We start from the raw sequence: 22,434 nt of genomic DNA, 5'->3' as shown, positions 1-22,434 counted from the left end.
ACGGAAGAGCCGGTTCTTTGGCGGCGATGCTTCATGCACGCCAAAACGACGAAGGCCCCGCCTGGATTGGGCGGGGCCTTCTGATGAAATTTCGTCGAGAGAGTCAGTTGCGCTGGTAGACATCGCCTTTCGACGTCACGATGACCCACTTTCCATCACGTTCTTCAAGCGTTGCCAGGCGGCTCTCATCCGGGAGAATCGAGCCGACGCGGACGACATACATGCCCGAGTTGTCTTCGATCAGCGCCCGGCCGTTGGCGACGTGCAGGAGGCGGAAGCTGGACTTGCCGGGGAATGGCTGATCTTCAGCCGGGATTCCCTTGTCGTCTTCCTTGCCGATGCTCGATACCGTCGCCGTCGTCAACGGATCGATGGGCAGCTCGGGTTTCTTTTCAGGCGGGTTCTTGTTCGCCATCGCCAGAGGAGACACGCTGAAGACGTTGCGGGCCGGCCAGTCCGGGAGCTCGCGCGTGCGGTCGCCCTGTGCGACGTTGATGCCGAACTTGTCTTCGTTGAAGAAGACGTACCACGGAAAGAATGCCGAGGCGCCCGCCAGCAACAGACCGGTGACGGTCAAGGTCCGGTCGAGCATCGTCGTCCTGCGGCCCTTCGGCTTCAGCGGCGCGATCTTTTCATCATCGTCGAAATCGGTCACGGGTCGCCTCTCTATCTGCGAATGCCGGGCTGGTTGCCGGCGCCGGCGGCAGCCTTCAGAGCGCTCGCCAGATCGGCGAAGGCATCCCTCGAATCAGCATCTCCCGGGGACTGTTTCAAAACATCGTAAATAATCGGTACCTGCTTCACCGCCATGTCCAGATCCGGGTCGGCACCCTGGCGATAACCACCGATCAGTCTGAGGTCGCGCGTTTCCTCGAAGCGGTGAATCAGCGTCTTCAGGCGCGACACCAGCTTTTCCTGATCCGGCGTCCAGGCCTTGCGGGCGAGACGTGAGATCGACGCCAGCGGATCGACCGGCGGGTAGCGCCCTTCCTCGGCGAGGCTGCGCTGCAGAACAATATGGCCGTCGAGAATGCCGCGCGTGGAGTCGGCGATCGGATCGTTGTGATTGTCGCCGTCGACGAGAATGGAGATGATCGCCGTGATCGTTCCGGTGCCTTCCGGACCGGGGCCGGCGCGTTCCAGCAACCTCGGCAATTCGGTAAAGACCGATGCGGGGTAACCGCGGGCAATCGGCGGCTCGCCTGACGCGGTTGCGACTTCACGGATGGCGTGTGCAAAGCGCGTGACGCTATCGACGATCAGCAGCACGTTCTCGCCCTGGTCGCGAAAATGCTCGGCGATCGTCACGGCTGTCAGCGGCGCCATCTTACGTAGCATCGGGCTCTCATCGCTCGTGGCAACCACAGCGATCGACTTCTTCATGTTGGCGCCGAGCGTGTCTTCGATGAATTCCCGCACTTCGCGGCCGCGCTCGCCGACAAGCGCGATGACGACCTTGTCGAAGGCATCCGCCCGCGCAAGCATCGAAAGCAGCGTCGACTTGCCGACGCCCGAGCCGGCGAAAATGCCGAGGCGCTGGCCAAGGCAGAGCGGCGAAAAGATATCGACCGCGCGCACGCCGGTCTTGAAGCCCTTCTCGACGCGCTGACGCGTCATCGAGGGCGGCGCATTGTTGGAGATCGAGCGACGCGTCAGCCCTTCGACGACGGGACCGAGGCCATCGATCGGCTCGCAAAGCGAGTTGATCGTGCGTCCGCACCAGCTGTCGGATGGCGCAATGCGAAAGGCACCCTTGCGAATGACGGTGTCGTGGATACCGATCGGCTCGCCCGGTTCGATCGGGCAGACATAGGTGAGATCGGGCTCGACGCGGACAACTTCACCGAGATGCACGCCGGTCGACGACTTGTGAGCAACGAACTCGCCCAGGCGGACATGCCGTGACAGGCCGGTGACGGTATAGTGCCCTGCAGCAATGGTTTGCACGTGCCCGCCGGGCGCGACCAGGAATTCCGGTTTTGCATAGCGCGCGACAAGGCTGCCGAGATGCGCGAGCTTCGGCGAGAGAACGTCTTCAACGAGAGGCGAATTCGACATGCGTCAGACTTTCTGGCTCAGCGGCTGCCACCGAGCGTCTTGATTGCCTCGTTGAAGGAATCCTCGCTGTCCTTGGTCAGCGAGGTCATGCTTTCGAAGGCGCGGTTGACTTCGATCAGCTGCGTGATTTCGCGCATCGCGTTGACGTTGGAGTTTTCCAGATATCCCTGTTGGACGCCGACGTTGAAGCGGTCTGTAACGGCGCGCGGCGTGTCGGTCGTCATGACGCCGCTGTTTTCGTAGCGCAGGTAGCCCTTGCTGATGTCGGCCTCGAAGAGACCCAGCGATCCGGCCTGCTTGTCGTTCTGGTAGATCATGCCATCGGCGCCGACTTTCGGTTCGCCACCGGCCTTGTCGAGCTGGATCGGCGAGCCGCCCGCATCAAGGACAGGATAGCCACGAACCGTGACCAGTTCGCCTGAATCCTTCAGGGTGAAACGGCCGTCCTTGGTGAGGACCTTGCCGGCAGGCGTATCGATCGAAAACCACGCGTCGCCCTTGATCGCAAAGTCGAGCATGTTGCCGGTGTGCTGAAGTTCGCCGCTATCGCCGGAGAGGTAGTCGTTGCCCTGGGAGACGTACGCAACCTTGGCATTGATCTTGTTGCCCGTCTCGCCAAGAAGCTCGTTGAACTTGACCTCGGTGCCCCGGAAGCCCGTCGTGTTCACGTTTGCCATGTTGTCGGCGATCGTGGTGAGGCGACGTTCGAGTGCGATCTGCGACGACAGCGAAACATAAAGACCGGATTGCATCCAGATAGGCTCCTGGCATTGGCGATGAACGGTACGAAATCCGGGCGCTTTCAAATTGGTTCGGCGCGAATCTCGCTGAGGCGGCATCTCAGAAACGGGCACGGATACCCATTCGTCACCTTCAACCTGACAGCAAATCCTTGTGCGAAACTGGCATGCGAAAAGCTTGATCTGCAAGGCAATCATCAGCCTCACGCAAGCCAGCGCTCCTATCCCTTCGGTTGAAAATAACGATCAGGTTTGGACTGACGATGAATATCATTATCGGATTTGTGATTGTTTGCGGCTGCATCATCGGCAGCTTCATGGCCATGGGCGGTCACCTCGACGCGCTCTGGCAGCCCTTCGAGCTCGTCATCATCGGGGGCGCCGGCCTGGGAAGCTTCATCATGGGTAACCCCATGAAAGTCGTGAAGGATTCCGGCAAGGCGCTGGGCGAAGCCTTCAAGCACACCGTGCCGAAGGAACGCAATTATCTCGATACGCTCGGCGTTCTCTATTCGCTGATGCGCGACCTGCGCACGAAGTCCCGCAACGAAATCGAAGCACATATCGACAATCCGGCAGAATCCTCGATCTTCCAGTCCGCGCCAACGGTTCTCAAGAACAAGGAACTGACGGCCTTCATCTGCGACTACGTCCGCCTGATCATCATCGGCAATGCCCGATCGCACGAAATCGAAGCGCTGATGGATGAAGAGATCAACACCATCCTCCACGACAAGATGAAGCCGTATCACGCCATCCAGACCATGGGCGACGCGTTTCCGGCCATCGGTATCGTCGCGGCGGTTCTCGGCGTCATCAAAGCCATGGCGCACATCAACGATTCACCGGAAGTGCTCGGACACCTGATCGGCTCGGCACTCGTCGGTACCTTCCTCGGTATTCTTCTCTCCTATTGCGTCTGCTCGCCCATCGTCTCGCAGATCAAGATCGTTCGCTCGAAGCAGCACCGCCTCTACGTCATCGTCAAACAGACCCTCCTGGCCTACATGAACGGCTCCGTGCCGCAGGTCGCCCTGGAATACGGCCGCAAGACGATCTCGGCATACGAGCGTCCGTCCATCGACGCGGTCGAGCAGGAGATGATGAACCCGGGCGGCGAGAACAAGGCGGCGTAAACCCACATGAACGCTCCACTCAAAACAAAACCCGTCATCAACGAGGCCTTGCTGGCAAAGCTGACCGGTCGGCTCGGCGACAAGGCGACGGTCGAAAAGCTCTGTGCCGCCTTCGGCGACGTCTACTGCGGGTTCCTGCCGGATGTCATCAAGAGCGAGACCAGCCTCGATGTCGAGGTTGCCTATCTCGGCTGCCACAGCGGCCACAGGAACGACCTTATCGCGGATCTCGGCGACAGCCACACGCTCGTCAACGCTTCGCTTCGCAACTGGTCGCAGGATATCACGCTTGCCTGCGGCAACGGTTTCATCATCACCCTGATGGAGCATCTGCTTGGCGCATCGCCTGACACGGTCGAGCAGCCTGCCGATCGTATCCTTTCGGTGATAGAGCTGGAGCTTGCGGTCACGGTGTTCGAGAAGATCGCCAACGTCCTGCGTTCGGCAGTCGACGCGCCTGGCGGTTTCGAACCCGCCCTCGAGCTGCCGCATGCGATCGAAGACAGGCCGAAACCCGCCGAGGACAAGCCGGACGAATTCGCAGCCGCGATCAACATGTCGATCAAGCTTTCCGGTATCGTGTCCGAGTTCGCGCTGATCGTACCGCAGTCTGCTCTTCTGAAGACGACCGTTACGGCGCCGCGCGCGAAGAACCAGTCTGCCAAGTCATCGGAGTGGACCGACCAGATCACGGAACAGGTTCGCCGTTCCCAGGTCACTCTGGACGCAAAAATCCGTCTGCAGGAGCTGACGCTTCGAACCATCTCGAAGCTCGCGGCAGGCGACGTGATACCGTTCCACGACAATGGCGACGTCCGTGTCGACGTCAGCGCCAACGGCAAGGAACTGTATGTGTGCGAATTCGGGCGTTCCGGCGAGAATTATACCGTCCGGGTCAAGGATACGATCAATTCGGATGACGACCTCATCCGACACCTGATGAATTAGTCCATTTACACCTGCCTGCCTCAAGGCAGGTTGAGGCAAGTTTCAACTGGAATAGTGATTTCATGGCGACGAAGAAGACACAGCAGAACAGCGATCTCTCACCCGAGCTCCCAGGCAACGAGGCCGAGCTGGATCAGGCTATCGACGACCTGCGCGGCGTTCTCAAGACCGATGCGGACGGTGGCCTGCCTGAGTTCGGTGACGATGCCGCGTTCGGAGGCACCGATCTGGCAGCTTTCGGCGGCGACCTCGGTGGGTCCGAGGACAACGCATTCGGTGGCGATTTCGGCGGTTCGTCCGATTTCGGTGATTCGTCCTTCACGACGTCCGGCGGGCAGCCGGCACCGCTCGGAAGCGCATTGCAGTCGAACCTCGATCTGATCATGGACATCCCGATCGATGTTCAGATCATGCTCGGAAGCAGCCGGATGCAGGTCTCGGGTCTGATGAACCTGAACGAAGGTGCAACGATCGCGCTCGACAAGAAGATTGGCGAGCCGGTGGAAATCATGGTGAACGGCCGCAAGATTGCTCGCGGCGAGATCACCGTTCTTGAAAATGACGACACACGTTTTGGCGTAAAACTGATAGAAGTTCTGAGTACCAAAAAAGCCTGATCCCGGTGCAGGGACGGAGAGGTTAGACCATGATGGACTTTGACGATTTCGGCGGCGCTCTAGCCGAGAAACCGTTGACCCAGGCTGAGAAAGCAGCAGCCGTTCTCCTCGCTATGGGGAAAGGGGTTGCAGGCAGACTGTTGAAATATTTCACGCAGGCAGAGCTGCAGACGATCATCGGATCGGCCCAGACCCTGCGCGCCATCCCGCCGGATGAACTTCTGCTACTCGTTGCGGAGTTCGAGGACCTCTTCACCGAGGGCGCCGGTCTGATGGACAACGCGCGGGCAATCGAGAGCATTCTCGAAGAAGGCCTGACACCCGACGAAGTCGACAGCCTGCTTGGTCGCCGCACGACTTTCCAGGCCTATGAAACGTCCATCTGGGACCGCCTCGGCGAAGGCGATCCCGCCTTCATCGGCAAGTTCCTGCTGCGCGAACATCCGCAGACCGTTGCCTATATCCTCTCCATGATGCCCTCCTCCTTCGGCGCCAAGGTTCTGATGCAGATCCCGGACAGCCGCAGAGCCGACATCATGAACCGTACCGTCAACCTGAAGGCAGTCAGCCCGAAGGCGGCGCAGATCATCGAAAAGCAGGTGATGTCGCTGCTGGCGGAAATCGACGCCGAGAAGAATGCGATCGGCTCGACGAAGGTTGCCGAACTCATGAACGAGATGGACAAGCCGCAGGTCGATACCTTGCTCACCTCGCTCGAATCGATCAGCCGCGAATCGGTCAACAAGGTCCGCCCGAAGATCTTCCTCTTCGAAGACCTCATGCTCATGCCGCAGCGCAGCCGCGTCATGCTGCTCAACGATATCTCCGCGGATATCCTCACGATGGCGCTTCGCGGCGCCTCGGGAGAGATGCGCGAGATCGTTCTCGCCTCGATCAGCCCGCGCCAGCGCCGCATGATCGAATCGGATCTGCAGAGCGGCACGACCGGCATCAATCCTCGCGAGATTGCGATTGCCCGTCGCGCCATCGCGCAGGAAGCGATTCGCCTGTCGAATTCCGGTCAGATCCAGCTCAAGGAAACAGAGGCAGGAGGCGCCGAGGCCGCCTAAGCCGCTTCTGTTGTGCACAGAACGACTGCGGCGGTTCGGCCGCATTGATCGGATCTCCCGTCCCAGCTATTTCTGGAAAGGCCGCGCTCAGGTGCGGCCTTTTCTTTTTGATGGAGAGCCGCGACCTTGGCCGATGACGACAAGGACAGCAAAACAGAAGACCCGACCGAGAAAAAGAAAACCGACGCCGCGGACAAAGGTAACGTGCCTTTCTCACGCGAGCTGCCGCTTTTCGCCACGGTCCTCGCAAGCTACGTGTATCTGATCTTCTTTCTGCCCGACGCGCTCAGTCGCACGGGTGCGGCGCTGAAGGATATCTTCGAGCAGCCGGATCAGTGGAAGATCGAGACCGGGCCCGACGTTATGTCGCTTTTTGTCCATCTCGGCTGGGTTTGCGCCGCGCTCCTGGCGCCGGCAATGATTCTGTTCATGTCCTTCGGCGTCGCGGCCTCGGTCGCGCAGAACATGCCGCGACCGGTTCTCGAACGCATCCGGCCGCAATTCTCGCGAATCTCGCCCGCCAAGGGCTTTACGCGAATGTTCAGCCTGCCTGGCCTGATCGAGTTCGGCAAATCGCTCGTCAAGATCTTCATCGTCGGCGTCGTCATGTTCTTCATCATGAAGAGCGAGTATTTCAGCGCGATCGACGCGATGTTCTCCGACCCTTCGACCATCTTCACCCGGATGATGTCGGGGATGCAGAAGATCACCATCGTCGTTCTCATCGCAACGGCTGTGGTGGCGATCGCCGACTTCTTCTGGACCCGCTATCACTGGTTCTCCGAACTGCGAATGACGCGGCACGAAATCAAGGAAGAAAACAAGCAATCCCAGGGCGACCCCTTCGTCAAAAGCCGTCAGCGCTCGCTGATGCGCGACCGTGCGCGCCGCCGAATGATTGCCGACGTTCAGCGCGCCACGCTTGTCATCGCCAACCCGACCCACTTTGCCGTGGCGCTGCGCTATGTACGCGAAGAAAACGACGCTCCAGTCGTCGTTGCCAAGGGACAGGACCTAATTGCGTTGAAAATCAGAGAGATGGCAGAGTCGAACGGAATTCCCGTTTTTGAAGATCCGCCGCTCGCACGCTCCATGTTTGCGCAAGTCTCGGTGGATAGTGTGATCCCGTCTGTATTCTACAAGGCAGTCGCCGAACTCATTCATCGGGTTTACGCGGCGAAAGCCAAGAACCAACGGGTAAGATAGCCGAATGAAAAAATGCCCCTACTCTACCCAGCGCGAGAGAATTCTTGCTGAAGCAATCAGCCCCGTGGCGACGGAGCTTCGTCTCCTCGATGCCTCGGACCTGATTTCGATCCTGCGCTTTGAGTACTACGGCAATCTTTCCGATCTCGTATCGTCGGCAGCCGAGATGTTTTTCCATCCCGGCACCGTCAATTTCGGCCATGGCGGCAGCTATACGCTGGAATGGGGTGGCAAGCCGGAGGTCGTTATCGATCTCGAGATCAAGCCGCGCGGTGTCACCGTTTACGCCCAGCTGACGCTCGCCGCCGAACACGCAGGCATCGAGATCAACCACATCGCGTTCGAAAACCCGTCCGTCGATCCCGACGAGAACACGGCTTTTCTGGAACGGAGCCTACTGCAATCGCGCTACATCGCGCCATCGCTCCAGGCGCTCGCCAGCTAACCTCAAATCACCGTCGCTAATCCGATCTCAGCTGATGTAGCCGAGCCGGATTGCCTTGGCGATTGCCTGAATTCGGTTGACCGAATCCAGCTTGACGGTTGCCGAGCCGAGATAGGCATTGACGGTGTGAACCGACAAGCCGAGCTTCTCGGCGATCTCTTCGCTGATCCGGCCGTCGCCAGCAAGCTGCAGGCAGGCAATCTCGCGCTCGCTCAGAGCCTCGGCGGCGCTGACGCGCCGCTCGTCCAGCGAGAGCAGATCGATCATGATGTGGCAGGCACGCCCGTGCAGCTCGACGATCATGTCGCTCGGCGGATCGAGATCATCGCCGGCGAAAATCACGAAGCCGTTACCGATCGCGCCGAGCCGAACCGGGAAAGCCATGCCGGAGAACGGCACGAGACCGGCCGCCAGCCGCTCCACGAACGGCGCCATTCCCGATGCATTGGGAACGCCAGCATCGTGGCTGCCCGCCCAGGTGAGCGGCAGCAGCGACTTCTCGATGTGTTCGAGCAGCGCGTCGCCGTGGGCGTCCACGAAGGCCTTGCAGGCGCCAGCGTTGGTGGCACCCCAGTTCTCGAGTTCGCAGACCAGGCGCTGCTTGGCAGGAAGGCCAGATCCATTGACGCGAAAGACAGCGAAATTCTGCGCGTCGGCCAGCTTCTGCATGGCGATCAACCGCGGGAAGAGATCGGAGCGGCTCGTCACCTTGCCGACGCGCACGCCCCGTGATGTCTCCGGTGTGCCGATCGTCCTGCTGGATGGTTGCGCCATTGGGCCGTCCCCTTAAACGAGATTGTTACGGACAGCGAAGGCAATGGCTTCGGAACGTGTTTTCGTTGCCGTTTTCCGCATGACGCTGGTGATGTAGTTGTTGATGGTGTTGCGCGAGATGCCGAGGATCATCGCGATTTCGTCGCTGGTCTTGCCCTCTGCGATCCAGAAGAGGCACTCCAGTTCGCGATCCGTCAGTTCGAAATCCCGATCGCTCTTGGCCACGCCGCATTGCAGCAGGCTGGTGAAGTAAGCCGTCAACAGGCCGACATCCCTCAGCCGCTCCTGCGAAAGGATGAATCCATCATCGAACAGGAACATCAGGGCGAGCCGCGAGCGGCCGATATTGAAGAGGAGTGAACAGTATTGCTTGCTGGCGCCATCGGGAACGTCGGCGGTCTCCGGCAGCATGGCAAACTGCGGCCGGAAGAGCTGCATGCACTTCTCGAGCTCCGTCGCCCGCGCAAAGCCGCCTACAAACGTTTCCGCCAGATTGGTTACCAGGTCGAACGGCCAGTCGGACGATACCACGAAGTCAAGGCCAGCTTCCTGCACCAGGTCGGCGCGCGCAAGAAGGTAATGCGATGCACCCACGTAGTCGGTCAGGATACGAAGCCCGGGCTGCAACCTACCCGTGCCGACAGCCTCGCTCAACTGACAAATAAGTTCGTCGCGTGATGACAGGTTGGTCGCGGCAAGGCCAACGAAGTTTGCCGTGTGCGTATCGCTCTTGAGAGCTTGCAATATATGCATGTCCATTGGCAAATCCTGCGGCTGAAAACCATCACGGCATAAGTTCGATCCGCGGTTTTTAAACAGATATGCAGCTTCTCCGCGAATCATCCAAGATTACGACAGACACTAAAAAGTACCATCTCCGAGTTCTTGGGATTTACTTTGGCTACATTTTGTGCGCCGATTCGCACGTCGATCTAAATCGTTAAAAGCATATTAAAATTAGGATGATTCTAGGTCGGCTGGCAACACGATTCGCGTTTGACGCGAATCGCATCCTGTGGATGGCGACAATTAAGCAACAAAAAAGGGCCGGTTTCCCGGCCCCTTGCTTAAGCAGCGTTCTCGACTGCCCATTTCCTGAGGATTTTCGCGGCGCGCTCCTCGTTGATTTCGACCATCCTCGATAGCTTGCGCTCCGGGCCTTCCTTGACGCGGCGGTTGAAGTTGCCGTCGTCGTCGCCAAGGCTGAGCAGATCTTCCGTGCTGTCGAAGCCGAAATCGGATCCGAAGCCTTCCATAAGAGCGCCGGAACCTTCGCCGCCAACCGCAGGTGCGAAGTCGGGCAGCTCCAGGCCGGCACTTTCGACCGAGGTGTCGCCACCGATCGAGGCGCCGCCCGTCATGCTGCGGACCATCGGACGGACACCCATCCAGATGACGAGGAATGCGACGGCGACGAAGGCCAGGGAGTTGATGATGCCTGCGAGGTTGCGGCTCAGCATGTCCATGACGCGGACGCCGCTGCCGGTGTCTTCGAGAAGCTGGTTCTCGAGGAAGTTCATCGCCGTGACGGTAACGACGTCGCCGCGGGTTCCGTTGATGCCAGCAGCCGACGCCACGATCTTCTGCATCTCAGCGAGGTAGGCGTCGATCTTCGCCTGGTCGGCCGGTTCGCCTACCATCTGGGCGATACGGCCCTTGTTGACGACGACGGCGACGGAGAGCTTGTCGACGCGATAGCTGTTGCGCGTGGTCGCGGTCGTCTTGCTGTTGATCTCGTAGTTGGTCTGCTCTTCTTTCTTGTCGGACTTGTCCTGCGATTCGGGACCGTTGCTGCCACCCGAGTCAGGCGCCGCCTGCGGGACGTTCTGCTCCACCGTCGTCGCGTTGTCGGACTGCTTCTGCTGGGACTGCGAGGCTTCCTTGGTCGTACGAATGGAGCGCTCGACCTTCGATTCCGGATCGTATGTCGTTTCCTGAATCTGCTGGCTGTCGGTGTTCAGCTCGGCGGTGACGCTGGAGCGGAAGTTGTCCATACCGAGGAACGGTGCGAGCGCCTTGTCGATGTTGGACTCAACCTCGCCCTGGACGTTCTGCACGATGGTGAGCGAACGGTTCAGGGTGTTGTTGCTTGCGTCGTCGCCCGAGGCGAGAAGCTGTCCGGCCGAATCGAGAATTGTAACGTCGCCGACATCCAGGCCAGGAACGGCGGACGCGACGAGGTGGCGGATGGAGCTGGCGGCGCTGCGGCCGGTCCCGGCGCTGGCGCGGATCATGACGGAAGCTGTCGGCTTCTGTTCAGCCTTCCGGAAGTTGCCGACTTCCGGCATGACGATATGAACGCGCGCTGCCATGATGCCGTTGATCGACTGGATCGTACGGCCGATTTCGCCTTCGAGGGCGCGGACGCGGGTGACTTCCTGCATGAAGGACGTCAGGCCGAGAGAGCCGACGTTATCGAAGAGTTCGTAGCCGGCGTTGGCGCTGTTTGGCAGACCGCGCTCCGCGAGAAGGAGGCGGGCCTTGCCGGTCATGCCGGCCGGAACGCTGAGGCTGGTGCCATCAGTGCCGGTCTGAAAGGCAATATTCGATTCGGCAAGCGCCATGCTGATCTGGTTCAGATCGGCGGCGTCGAGGCCGACATAGAGCGTTTCCTGCGCAGGCTTGTTGACGAGAAAGGCCGCAGCCAAAATGAGAGCGACGGATACGACGCCTACGCCGGCCAACGCCAGCAGCTTGTTCCGCCCTAGTGAGCCGAAGTTTTTAAAGATCTGAAGTAATTGATTTAACAGATTCATTCTGTTCTCGCACGATCGTCATCGACATAGCTTGGCCTATTGCCTCATTCGGCTATAGACCTCGAAACTTGTGCGAGCGTTTCGTGATCGTGCGAGAACGTCTAATCAGAAGAAGTCAAAATCGCCTGCGGCCTTGTTGAGAGGCTGCGAATGCCCGTGACGCATGCCACCGCCCAGCGCACGCTGCATTTCGCTCAATTTCACCAGGCTGAGTGCCGTCGCGACATCGACCACCCAGCTCTGCGGTATTTCGCCGGTGATGGTGTCGATGAACTCCGCGAGCCCGCGCGTCTTCTGGACGGCGAGATCGATGCCCTGCATGACCTTCATGCTTTCGGGAGAATTGAGAAACGCGGCGCCGCCGCCGAGCTCCAGAAGCTGCGGTTCGATCCGTTCGATCAGGTAGGCGACATCATGCAGCTCCGAAACGATCCGCATGAGAACGTCGGGGAGCGCTTCTGAAGGCGATGGCTGGTCCGATTGCGTATTGAAGGTCATCCGTATTTCGCCTCAGAAGAATTCGATGCTGCTTTCGACCGGCTTTTGCGGAGCCACCGGGCGCTGTTCGAGCGCGACGGTTCTCTGTGTTTCCGCACCCGTCAGGGGGTATTGCCGAGCCCGACCGGAAACCGGCCAGTACTCAAGTTTGCGTCCGTGATCGCCGCCCGTGCTGGAGCCCACGACAGGAATGCCTTCATCCTTCAGGAACTGCACGGCAAACGCGGCATTCTGCTCGCCGACGTTCGAGAACGTCGAGATCGTCTTTGCCCCGCCGAAGATCTTGGCTTCCAGGCGGTCGCGCCGCGCGCCCTGCTTCAAAAGACCGTTGATCAGCAGTTCCATCAGATGCACGCCGTAACGCGTGGCATCGCCGCCGGTCATCGGCGTGTTAGCAGTGCCCGGCAGAAGAAAGTGATTCATTCCCCCAACGCCGGCCACGGGATCCCGAAGGCATGCAGCCACACACGAACCAAGAATGGTCGTCAAGACCGCGTTCGGATCATTCAGGACCTTCCATTCGCCCTGAATGATGTGCACGCGGCGGGCTGCAACCTCGACATTCATTTCAATGCTCCAAATACGGCTTCGATAGCCGCTTTCATCTTCTCGATCGTGAAGGGCTTGGCCAGCACGTTGTTGGCACCGAGTTGAGCAGCCTTGGTGACGAGTGCGCGGTCGCCCTGGGCCGTCAGGATGATGAAGGCAGCCTTCTTCGTCGCCGGGTTGCTGCGGACCGCCTGGAGCAGACCGAGGCCATCCATCTTCGGCATGTTGAAGTCCGAGATGACGAGGTGATGCGGCTGCTGGGCCATGATCTTCATGCCCTGCTCGCCGTCGCCGGCGGACGTGATCTGCTTGAAGCCGAGCTGGGTCAGAGCGTCGCTGAGCAGCAGACGGCTGGTGACCTGATCGTCGACGATCAGAACTTTAATTTTCTCTGCGATTGACATTAGTCAGTTCCTTCCTTTCGGGCGGCTGTCATTTTTAAGATTTCTTCGCCGATAGCATTGAGGGGCAATTGCTGCTCGACGGCACCAAGTTCGTAAGCGACCCTGGGCATTCCATAGACCACGGAGGTCTTTTCGTTCTGGCCAAGGGTGCGTGCACCGGCGTGGCGCATCTTCAGAAGACCCGCGGCACCATCGCGCCCCATACCAGTCAGAATCACACCGACCGCGTTGCGGCCGGCCAGTTCGGCGACCGAATCGAACAACACATCGACGGACGGTCTGTGACCGTTCACCGGGTCGCGCTCGATAAGGCGGCAGCAGGGAGCGTGCGCGCTCGTGACCTGCAAGTGGCGTTCGCCGCCCGGTGCAAGATAGATCTTGCCGATCTCGAGACGCGCGCCGTCGGTCGCTTCCTGCACGACAGGAGCACAGAGCCGGTTGAGACGCTCCGCGAAGCTCTTCGTGAAGGTCGGCGGCATATGCTGCGTAATGACGGTCGGCGGGCAATTCGCCGGGAATTTCTGCAACACGGCGATCAAGGCCTCGACGCCGCCGGTCGACGATCCGATCGCAACGATCTTGCGTCCGACGCGGAAATCGGCAACGGCTGGCGGCGGCGTGGCGGGCGCGGGCTGCGTGTATTGACGCCGCTGCGAACGGGCAGCAGCCTTCACCTTCTCGGCGAGGTCGCCAAACGGGCGTGCATCACCCGGCAGCGGCTTGCCGACGCAATCGAAGGCGCCGATTTCGAGTGCTGCCAGCGAGGCGTCGGCACCGCGGTGCGTCAGCGTCGAGACCATGATGACGGGCATCGGGCGCAGGCGCATGATCTTCTCGAGGAAATCGAGGCCGTTCATGTTCGGCATCTCGATGTCGAGGGTCACGACGTCGGGATTGAGCTTCTTGATCGCCTCGCGCGCCTCAAGTGCGTCGCCGGCCTGACCGATGACGCTGACCTCGGGGTCGGCGCTGAGCACGGCGGTGATCAATCCACGCATGGTGGCGGAGTCATCGACGACGAGAACACGTGCGGGTACGCTCATGCCTTCCTCCCCACGCCCTTGGTCGTATAGCGGTAGGTCGTGATGCCGATGTTGTCGAAGACGTTCTTGGCGTCGCCTGACACGCGCTCGGAATGGCCGATATAGAGATGGCCACCTTCCGGCAGCAGTTCGGCGAAGCGAGACCAGATGCGCATCTGCGTCGGCTCGTCGAAATAGATGACGACATTTCGACAGAAGATGACGTCGAACTTGCCCTTGAACGGCCACTGCGCCATCAGGTTCAGTTCGTTATAGGTAATCAGCCGCTTGACGCGGTCGTCGACCTGAAACTTGCGCCGGCCCTGGACGTTGACTTCGCTAAACCATTGCTTGCGCATGGCAGGCGACACGGTTTCGAGGGCGTTCTCGTCATAGGCACCGGCACGAGCGATTGCCAGGATCTTCGGGTCGATATCGGTCGCGAGGATCTTGAAGTCGTAGTCGGCGATGTTGGGCATCATCGAAAGAACCGTCAGCGCGATCGAATAGGGCTCCTGCCCATCCGACGAGGCAGCCGACCAGATGCGCACGCGGCCACCCGTCTTGGCGCGATGCAGCAGTTCGGGCAGCACGTGATCACGCAGATGCTCGAAGTGATGGTTCTCGCGGAAGAAGCGGGTGAAGTTCGTCGTCAGATGCGAGAGCATCTCGCGGCGTGGGGCTGCCCCCGCCGGCGACGACACCAGTGAGCAATATTCCCGGAAGCCCGACAGGCCGAGATTGCGGATGTGCTTCGACAGACGCGAGTAGACGAGCGAGGCCTTGGTCTCGTTCAGGTAGATCCCGGCATCCGAGTAGATCATCGCGGCGATTTCCGTGAGGTCACGGCGGGTCAGCGGATACTCGCCGCTCGCCAATACCTCGTCGGGACTGCCCTGCCGCGCGTCCTTTGCACTCATGACATTCATGCGGCTTCGCTTTCGATATCCGGGAAAATCGCCTCGAGTTCGAGGAGGCAGATCATGCGCTTGTCGATCGCCAGGATACCGCGCGCGAACTGGCGCTGCAGTTCGGAAGCGATCTCAGGCGTGGGCTGCACATGCTCTTGGTTGACGGTCAGAATGTCGGATACCGCATCGACCAGCAGGCCCACCACCTTGGTGCGGACCTGCGCCACGATGATGACGTGGCGCGCAGTCGGTTCAGCGGCCGTCATACCCAGGCGGGCAGACAGATCGATGATCGGCAACACGGCACCGCGCAGGTTGATGACACCCTTCATGTAGGAAGGCGAGTGCGGCATAGCCGTTGCCGGCGTCCAGCCGCGGATCTCGCGAACCGACATGATGTTTACGCAAAACTCCTGATCCCCGACACGGAACGCGATCAGTTCGCGATCCGCCTCATTCAGACTTTTTACGGCGTACGACATAATCTCAACCCACCGCTGCCAGCGATACGTCCTGCTTCAGCGCTTGACCGCGCGAAGCACCGACCACAGCATCGACGTCCAGAATGAGCGCCACGCGGCCATCACCGAGGATGGTTGCGGCAGCGATGCCCGGAACATGCGTGTAGTTCGCCTCGAGGCTCTTGATGACGACCTGACGCTGACCCTGGATCGCGTCGACCATGAGCGCGCGCTGTCCGCCACCTTCGGATTCCACGAGAAGGGCAACGCCATCCACCGGATTGGCCTGGGTGGCGCGGAAGTTCAGGATGCGACCGACATCGACCAGCGGGCAGAAGCTGTTGCGGATCGAGATCAGGCGGTGGCCCGCACCGAAAGAGTGGATCGCGGCGGCTTCCGGCTGCAGTGTCTCGACGATAGCGGTCAACGGCACGACCAGCGTCTGGCCGGCGACCGTGACAACCATGCCGTCGAGAACGGCGAGCGTCAGCGGCAGGCTCATCGTGAAGACGGAGCCGTGGCCCGGCCTGGAGGTGATGTTGATACGGCCACCGAGTGCCTGGATCGAACGCTTGACGACGTCCATGCCGACGCCGCGACCGGAGATGTCGGAGATCTTGTCGGCGGTGGAGAAGCCCGGCGCGAAGATCAGGTTGTCGATTTCCTCGTCCGTCAGGTTGGCGTCCGGCGAGATCAGGTCGTTGTCGATGGCCTTCTGCTTGACGCGTTCGCGGTTGATGCCCGCGCCGTCGTCCTGAAGCTCGATCAGGATGCGGCCGGAACGATGCTTGGCGGTGAGCTTGATCGTGCCCTCGGGATCCTTGCCTGCGGCAGTGCGCTTTTCGGGGCTTTCGATGCCGTGGTCGACGGCATTGCGGATCATGTGGGTCAGAGGCTCAGCGAGCTTGTCGATGACAGTCTTGTCGACTTCGGTGTTTTCACCTTCGGTCACGAGGCGGATCGACTTGCCGACCATATCCGCGACTTCGCGGACGATACGCGACATGCGCTGGAAGACCGGCTTTACCGGCTGCGCGCGGATCGCCATGACCGAATCCTGGATCTCGCGGGTGAGCTGCTGCAGCTCCTCGAGACCCATGTTGATCGATGACGTGCCGGTCGTATCGTTTTCGATGACGCTCTGCGAGAGCATCGCCTGGTTAATGACGAGCTCGCCGACGAGGTTGATCAGGCGATCGACGCGGTCGAGATCGACACGGATCGTCTGACCGGCACCGGCGGCGGCGTTGTTCTGCGCGGCTGCGGCAGCGTTTGCGGCGGCAGCGTTGGCGGTTTCCTTCTTTTCGACACGGGCTGCAGCAATCTGCGTGACGTTCGAAGCAGTCTCGGCGGTAGCCACGGCAGCGGCTGCATCGCTCCTCGGCTGCGCGACCGCGGTTTCGGCAGCGCCATCATCGAGGATCGACAGATCGAAGGGAACCGGGATCATCGGCAGCTCTTCGGCGTCGGCAACAGCCGCCTTGGCTTCGGCAGCGGTGATCTGCAGGTCGCAGTCCCACTCGGCGAACTCGAACACCGTGCGGATCGCGTCCTCGCCCTTGTCGGTCTTGAGCGTGACGTTCCAGTAGAAGTAAGCGGCTTCCGGGTCGAGCTCATCGAGGCTCGGCAGCGCGTCCATGTTGCAGTAGACGCTCATCTCGCCGAGACGGGAGAGATCGCGGAGCAGCAGGGTGGCGTCGTTGCCCTTGGAATAGAGGTCCGAACGCGGCTTGAAGATGATTTCGTAGGCCGGGATATCGGAACCCGCCTCCTCTTCGTCGCCGAAGTCGTCGAAGGAGAAGGGAATTGGCTCGAAGCCACTGTCGTCGGTCGGCTTCGGCGCGGGAGCGGCGGCAACGGGTGCGGCCTTTGGTGCCGGAGCTTCCACGGCGGCGGAAGCCGTCGGCAGCTCGCCGTTGGCGAGCGCTTCCAGTTCCTTCACCAGACCGCGGCTGCGGCTTTCATCAACGCTGCCGCCATCGCGGGCAGCGTTGGTCAGATCAGCCAGGACGTCTGCCGACTTCAGCATGACCTTCAGGACGTCCTGGGTCGGCTCAAGCTTGTTGGAACGAACGCAATCAAGTGTGGTCTCGAAGACATGCGCGAAAGCGACGAGATCATCCAGACCGAAGGCGCCAGCGCCGCCCTTGATCGAATGGACGGCACGGAACACCGCATTGACGGTTTCCGGATCGCGATCGCCATCATTCATTTTCAGAAGACCGGATTCCAGTTCGGCGAGCTGCTCCTCGCACTCCTGGAAAAAGATCTCTTTGATTTCGTTCATATCCATAGGAGAAATTCCTGGGTTTAAGCGGTTACACGCTCAATCGCATCGATCAGCTTGGCAGGGTCGAAAGGCTTTACGATCCAGCCGGTCGCACCGGCCTGGCGCGCGCGGTTCTTCTTTTCCGCGTCGCTTTCGGTCGTCAGGACCAGGATCGGGATCGCGCGATACTTTTCGTTGCGGCGAACGCCTTCGATGAAGCCAAAACCGTCGAGACGCGGCATGTTGATGTCGGTGACGATGACGTCAGGGTTGGATTCTTCCAGAACCTCGAGGCCCTCGATGCCGTCTTCGGCCTGGATCGTCTCGAAGCCCGCATTGTTGAGGGTGACGAGAAGCATGTTCCTGATCGTCCGTGAATCATCCACGGTAAGCACTTTTTTCTTCATTGCCGGATCTCCTTGGCGAGCAGATGGTGGATATCGACACCAATCAGCTGCATTGTTTTCTGAAATGCGTCCGAAGCCTTGCTGAAGGTGAACGCGAGCTTGTCCTGGTCCCAGGTCTTGGCGGCTGCCATGAGAACCTGCGCGCCGAGGGTGCCGACGCGCTCGACAGCCGAAGCATCAATGGAAAGGGCGCTGCCACGAAGCGACAGAAACTTGTCACGCATGGACGACGCTTCGTTGAGGTCGATGATCGCTGACAGGTTCAGCGTCTTCCCATTCTTCTTTGCTGCCATCAGCTTTTCCTTGTCCCCTGATCCTGGCCACGCAAAGGTGAGCCGCGGTCATATTCCATTGTTTTAGTAAACATTTCGCCCTCCACCGAGGCCGATAGCCGGGCGGATGAAGTCCAATGAATCGTCCTGTTCCTCGAACGCCGCGACGGTTGGCTGCGTTTCGATCACGCGCCTCGCCCTCTGGTCGGCTTCTGCCTTTTGGCGGGCGATGCGGAACTCGCGCACCGTCTTGCCGAGCTCGACGATCACGGTATGCAGATCGTCTGCACCGCCGGCCGAATGCAGCGCCGCACCGGCCGAGTTGCCGAGACGCGCGCCCAATCCCCTGACCTCGGAGACCACTGTATCGAGCGCATCCGCATGGTCGCCGGCCTGGCCTGCGACGGTTGCGATGGCGGAGTTGATCTCGGTTACCTGGCGGACGATGTTGCCGATCGAATCCTGGGTGCGACCGACCATCTGCACGCCGGCGTCAACCTGGGATTTCGTCGTGCTGACAAGGGTTTTGATTTCACGGGCCGCGTCGGCGGAGCGCTGCGCAAGCGCGCGCACTTCCTGGGCAACGACAGCGAAGCCTCGGCCGGAGTCGCCGGCACGCGCCGCTTCGATACCTGCATTGAGCGCAAGAAGGTTTGTCTGGAAGGCGATCTCGTCGATCGAGCCGATGATCTGACCGATGCGCTCGGCGGATTTCTCGATATCGGCCATGGCGGATATCGCCCGGCCGACGACCTGTCCGCTTTCCTCGGCCGCATGACGCGTCGAAGCCGCGGCCTTCTCGGCGGCACGGCTATCGACTGCGCCGCGGCGCACGCTGTCGGAAAGACCTGATAGCATGGAGGACGAAGCGACCAGTTCTTCGGCATGGGCCGACGTATCGGCTGCGATGCGCCGGCTGGCATCGCCAAGCGCCTGGACCGAGGTTTCGGCGGTTGCCGTACGCTCGCTGATGCTCATGAATTCGTGCTGGAGCGTATCGAGCGCGCTGTTCAGCGCCTCGGCTATGTCGCGGTGCGCGCTTTGGGGTTCGACTTCGGCGCGGACGGTCAGGTCACGTTCCGCGAGCCCGGCAATCACGTCAGCGAAAATGCGGGTAACTTCAGCCTTGTCGGCACTACGCTGGTCGGCAAGCTGTCGTTGCTGGGAGGCGCGCAACGCGTTGAAGCGCAGTGAAACGGCGATTTCGACGTCGACCATAACCAGACGGATCACCGCCGTCATCAGATCGGTGATCTCGCGTGCACGGCGCTTGGCGCCTGGGAGGAAGGGACGTCCGGCAAGGTCGTTGGCGAGGCCTGAGACGATATGCTCGAGCACGACACCGTGGCCGGCGACATGCCAGCGCGGATCGAGACCCATCTTGGTTTCGGAATCAGAAAGAACCTTGACCCGTTCGGCATAGAGACTGTCGAAGCGGGCATCCGTCAGCACATCCCAATGGGAGGTCTGCAAATCATGCAGGCGTTCGACCTGCCGTTCGCTCTCGAAATTGCGAGCGGCGTCCGGAAACGACTGGAGCTTCTGGAAGAGATCACGCAGACCGACGGTGAGGTGCTGCTGCAGAAGCAGGCGGTTGCGGCGCACGGTATCGCATTGATCGGCATCGAGGCCGACAAAGCGCAGGCGATCGCGCAGGCTGCCTGCCTGTGCTCCTCGAGCCTGATCCGATGGCATTTCCTGCCCCAACGCCTGTCCCCAACCATTTGCCCGGGCGCTCTTGCGACCGGTCTGAAAACGCCCGCCTTGTCCAACGGAACACGAATAGGGTGGCTGCCCGACGCCCACTAAAGCGGCGACCACGGCTTCCCGATCAATGCATCCTGCAAAGCTTTGAGAGATGGATACCGGATCGATCCGGTACGACGGTTCGGCGTCATGCCTGGTGGGAACGAGTCAAACTTCCCATTCCGACGTGTCGTGCAATGTTTATGGTTAATTCCTTGCGTGAAAGTTAATGCGCATTTTATGAACACCTACTTTCGCAACAATGCGAATAACCATCTATGAATTACTGGGGCGGGCGTTGCCGGCTTGCTACAAGTTCGAAGCAAGCTTCGTGATATACGGCTCCCAATACCCTGACATGACGTCAAAAGGATTGGGCAATGATTGTTCTCGGACTGGGCTCCTGCTTCCTCGCCATAGCGGTTCTTGCGGCGGTCGCGATTCTCGAAAGCTTCGCAGCCAGCCGGATCGCCCCTACCCTTCGCGTCCTTTGAATTTCCGTCACAATTAGCCGCTACGAGAGCGCCGCCCCCCTAGCGCCATGGTCATGCCGATCGAGCGGATCGGAGGCCGGTTCAATTGGAAATCCGGCTGATGTCCGCACGGCAAGGTCTCTTCGTCATCATCGCCGTCACCCTTTGGCGGGTGATCGCGCTTCACTTCGACACCACCGACCTGTTCGTCGACGAAGCGCAGTATTGGCTTTGGTCACAGCATCTCGATTTCGGCTATTATTCGAAACCACCGATGATCGCTTGGGTCATTCGCCTGATGACGGATCTCGCCGGATCGACGTCGATCTTCTGGATAAGGCTTTGTGGCCCGCTGGTGCACATGGCGACGGCTCTGGTTCTGATGAAGATCGGCAAACGTTTCATCGGGCCGGAGGTCGAAGGCTGGGTCGGGGCAACCTACATCACCCTGCCTGGCGTGGCCTTGTCGTCGGTGTTCTTTTCGACAGACGTCGTGCTGCTGTTTTTCCTGGCGATCGCGCTGTTTGCCTATTTCGGGCTGCGCGAGCGCCGGTCCGTGGCACTCGCGCTGGTGATGGGGCTCGGCGTCGGCTGCGCGTTCCTGTCCAAGTATGCAATTCTCTTCGTGGTTCCCGGCGGCCTGCTGGCACTGATCCTGTTGCCGTCCGCCCGGATATCCTGGCGCGATTTCTTCATAGCGGTGTTGACCGCCCTGCTGGTCGCTTCGCCAAATCTCTGGTGGAACGTCACGCACGATGCGACGACCGTCAAGCACACGACGAACATCGCGCACTGGAGCACCATCGGAATTGATCCACGCCGCGGCCTCGAGTTCTTCGCCGCGCAGTTCGGCGTCGTCGGACCGATCGTGTTCGCGGCACTCCTCTGGGCGACCTACCGCGCACTCACCGGACGCAGCAAGCCGTTCGAGCAGCTGCTGATCTGGCTCTCGGCCCCAGTAATCGCGCTGATCACTCTCCAGGCGCTGATCGCCAAGGCTTATGCGAATTGGGCGGTAACGGCCTATGTGGCGGGAACGCTGCTTGCCGTTTGGCTGCTGCAACGCCTGTGGCCAAAGGGACTGCGCATCTCTTTGTGTATCAACGGTGCTGCAAGTGTCCTTTTCCCACTGGCCACCATCTTCGCTCATCAACTCGTCCTGCCCAACGGCGACGAAGTAATGAAACGCTACCTTGGCCGGAGCGAAATCAGCCGAGAAGCTGCCGATCTAGCGCGCCAGTCCGGTGTCTCGATCATCGTCAGCGACAACAGGGACCTGCTGGCGGACATGTTCCATACGCTCAGGGACGAGCCGCTGACGATCTTTGCGCGACCGCCGCAGGGCGCCCCGGAGAACTACTACGAGCAGACGTTCGCGCTGCCGGCGACCACCAGCCAGGATGTTCTCTTCGTGACGAACGAGCCATTCACCTGCCCTTCCGGACAGCAGGTGATGCGGTCATGGCAGGCGAATGACGGCTATTATCGCGGCAAGACGATCACTGCATACAAGCTGCCGTCGAGCTGCCTCTCGGTCAATTGAACTCGGCGCAAAACACGCCTGAGCACCCGGGAGAGCGGGAAATTGCCATGGGCACGGTTGACCGGCTGGCCCAAGTGCATCATGACAGTGTGCCCTATGAAGACGAGGCCGAGACTGTTACAATCTCAG

At 60.4% G+C, this 22,434-nt stretch carries 23 protein-coding genes; 7 read left to right on the top strand and 16 right to left on the bottom strand.

From position 1 onward, the window contains the following. Positions 1-103 precede the first annotated feature (103 nt). The 3 genes from ASE04_RS12620 to flgF are packed head-to-tail and all read right to left on the bottom strand — an operon-like array spanning position 104 to position 2,810. Positions 104-655, bottom strand: coding sequence for a hypothetical protein (locus tag ASE04_RS12620; RefSeq protein ID WP_056817604.1), 552 nt, complete (start codon positions 653-655; stop codon positions 104-106). A gap of 11 nt (positions 656-666) precedes the next feature. Further along, positions 667-2,058 (bottom strand): flagellar protein export ATPase FliI, encoded by a 1,392-nt coding sequence (fliI, locus tag ASE04_RS12615; RefSeq protein ID WP_056817602.1) that lies wholly within the window; start codon positions 2,056-2,058, stop codon positions 667-669. Between the two features lie 17 nt (positions 2,059-2,075). Then, a complete protein-coding gene (gene flgF / locus ASE04_RS12610) occupies positions 2,076-2,810 on the bottom strand; it encodes a flagellar basal-body rod protein FlgF (RefSeq protein ID WP_056817713.1) in 735 nt (244 codons plus the stop codon). Positions 2,811-3,061: 251 nt separating this feature from the next. On the opposite strand from flgF, the gene motA reads away from it, so the two are divergent. The 6 genes from motA to ASE04_RS12580 all read left to right on the top strand — a co-directional run bounded on the left by motA (position 3,062) and on the right by ASE04_RS12580 (position 8,220). Then, the gene (gene motA, locus ASE04_RS12605) at positions 3,062-3,934 is read left to right on the top strand and encodes a flagellar motor stator protein MotA (protein WP_056817600.1); all 873 of its coding nucleotides are present in this window, start codon (positions 3,062-3,064) and stop codon (positions 3,932-3,934) included. Between the two features lie 6 nt (positions 3,935-3,940). Beyond that, complete coding sequence (locus tag ASE04_RS12600) at positions 3,941-4,882, top strand: FliM/FliN family flagellar motor switch protein (RefSeq protein WP_056817598.1); 942 nt, start codon at positions 3,941-3,943, stop codon at positions 4,880-4,882. Positions 4,883-4,944: 62 nt separating this feature from the next. Continuing rightward, complete coding sequence (gene fliN / locus ASE04_RS12595) at positions 4,945-5,499, top strand: flagellar motor switch protein FliN (RefSeq protein WP_056817592.1); 555 nt, start codon at positions 4,945-4,947, stop codon at positions 5,497-5,499. A gap of 29 nt (positions 5,500-5,528) precedes the next feature. After that, positions 5,529-6,569: a flagellar motor switch protein FliG gene (fliG, locus tag ASE04_RS12590; protein ID WP_056817587.1), complete on the top strand. Its 1,041-nt coding sequence runs from the start codon at positions 5,529-5,531 to the stop codon at positions 6,567-6,569. A gap of 126 nt (positions 6,570-6,695) precedes the next feature. After that, positions 6,696-7,775, top strand: coding sequence for a flagellar biosynthesis protein FlhB (gene flhB, locus ASE04_RS12585; protein ID WP_056817584.1), 1,080 nt, complete (start codon positions 6,696-6,698; stop codon positions 7,773-7,775). Positions 7,776-7,779: 4 nt separating this feature from the next. Then, positions 7,780-8,220 carry a hypothetical protein gene (locus ASE04_RS12580; protein ID WP_056817581.1) on the top strand — a complete coding sequence of 147 codons (441 nt, stop codon included), beginning with the start codon at positions 7,780-7,782 and terminating at the stop codon, positions 8,218-8,220. A gap of 27 nt (positions 8,221-8,247) precedes the next feature. On the opposite strand, the gene visR is transcribed toward ASE04_RS12580, so the two are convergent. The 13 genes from visR to ASE04_RS12515 form a co-directional block, all read right to left on the bottom strand. Beyond that, positions 8,248-8,994 (bottom strand): transcriptional regulator VisR, encoded by a 747-nt coding sequence (gene visR, locus ASE04_RS12575; protein ID WP_056817579.1) that lies wholly within the window; start codon positions 8,992-8,994, stop codon positions 8,248-8,250. Between the two features lie 12 nt (positions 8,995-9,006). Then, positions 9,007-9,753, bottom strand: coding sequence for a transcriptional regulator VisN (gene visN / locus ASE04_RS12570; RefSeq protein ID WP_056817577.1), 747 nt, complete (start codon positions 9,751-9,753; stop codon positions 9,007-9,009). A 308-nt stretch (positions 9,754-10,061) separates the two neighbouring features. Then, entirely contained in the window at positions 10,062-11,750 is a 1,689-nt protein-coding gene (gene fliF, locus ASE04_RS12565; protein ID WP_056817575.1) for a flagellar basal-body MS-ring/collar protein FliF, read from the bottom strand. Between the two features lie 105 nt (positions 11,751-11,855). Beyond that, on the bottom strand, positions 11,856-12,248 hold the full coding sequence (gene cheT / locus ASE04_RS12560) for a chemotaxis protein CheT (protein WP_056817573.1): 393 nt from the start codon (positions 12,246-12,248) through the stop codon (positions 11,856-11,858). A 12-nt stretch (positions 12,249-12,260) separates the two neighbouring features. Beyond that, positions 12,261-12,815, bottom strand: a complete 555-nt coding sequence (gene cheD / locus ASE04_RS12555; RefSeq protein ID WP_056817571.1) for a chemoreceptor glutamine deamidase CheD — start codon at positions 12,813-12,815, stop codon at positions 12,261-12,263. Next, entirely contained in the window at positions 12,812-13,201 is a 390-nt protein-coding gene (locus ASE04_RS12550) for a response regulator (RefSeq protein ID WP_056817569.1), read from the bottom strand. Before ASE04_RS12550 ends, cheD begins: the two co-directional genes overlap by 4 nt. Further along, positions 13,201-14,244: a protein-glutamate O-methylesterase CheB gene (gene cheB / locus ASE04_RS12545; protein WP_056817567.1), complete on the bottom strand. Its 1,044-nt coding sequence runs from the start codon at positions 14,242-14,244 to the stop codon at positions 13,201-13,203. Before cheB ends, ASE04_RS12550 begins: the two co-directional genes overlap by 1 nt. Next, positions 14,241-15,152 (bottom strand): protein-glutamate O-methyltransferase CheR, encoded by a 912-nt coding sequence (gene cheR, locus ASE04_RS12540; protein WP_056817565.1) that lies wholly within the window; start codon positions 15,150-15,152, stop codon positions 14,241-14,243. Before cheR ends, cheB begins: the two co-directional genes overlap by 4 nt. Continuing rightward, positions 15,149-15,616: a chemotaxis protein CheW gene (locus tag ASE04_RS12535; RefSeq protein WP_056817563.1), complete on the bottom strand. Its 468-nt coding sequence runs from the start codon at positions 15,614-15,616 to the stop codon at positions 15,149-15,151. Before ASE04_RS12535 ends, cheR begins: the two co-directional genes overlap by 4 nt. A 4-nt stretch (positions 15,617-15,620) precedes the next feature. Continuing rightward, positions 15,621-17,888 carry a chemotaxis protein CheA gene (locus ASE04_RS12530; protein ID WP_056817561.1) on the bottom strand — a complete coding sequence of 756 codons (2,268 nt, stop codon included), beginning with the start codon at positions 17,886-17,888 and terminating at the stop codon, positions 15,621-15,623. Positions 17,889-17,905: 17 nt separating this feature from the next. Beyond that, a complete protein-coding gene (cheY1, locus tag ASE04_RS12525; protein ID WP_003545492.1) occupies positions 17,906-18,271 on the bottom strand; it encodes a chemotaxis response regulator CheY1 in 366 nt (121 codons plus the stop codon). Continuing rightward, positions 18,268-18,564 carry an STAS domain-containing protein gene (locus tag ASE04_RS12520; protein WP_056817559.1) on the bottom strand — a complete coding sequence of 99 codons (297 nt, stop codon included), beginning with the start codon at positions 18,562-18,564 and terminating at the stop codon, positions 18,268-18,270. Before ASE04_RS12520 ends, cheY1 begins: the two co-directional genes overlap by 4 nt. A gap of 63 nt (positions 18,565-18,627) precedes the next feature. Beyond that, positions 18,628-20,238 carry a globin-coupled sensor protein gene (locus ASE04_RS12515; RefSeq protein ID WP_056817556.1) on the bottom strand — a complete coding sequence of 537 codons (1,611 nt, stop codon included), beginning with the start codon at positions 20,236-20,238 and terminating at the stop codon, positions 18,628-18,630. A 645-nt stretch (positions 20,239-20,883) separates the two neighbouring features. Between ASE04_RS12515 and ASE04_RS12510 the strand changes: the two genes are divergently transcribed. Then, positions 20,884-22,305: a glycosyltransferase family 39 protein gene (locus ASE04_RS12510; RefSeq protein WP_056817554.1), complete on the top strand. Its 1,422-nt coding sequence runs from the start codon at positions 20,884-20,886 to the stop codon at positions 22,303-22,305. Positions 22,306-22,434 lie beyond the last annotated feature (129 nt).

It is taken from the genome of Rhizobium sp. Root708 (genome assembly GCF_001429725.1).
Lineage (GTDB): Bacteria > Pseudomonadota > Alphaproteobacteria > Rhizobiales > Rhizobiaceae > Rhizobium.
The sequence above is the reverse complement of the archived record's forward strand: the minus strand, read 5'-3'. Positions and strand labels throughout refer to the sequence as shown.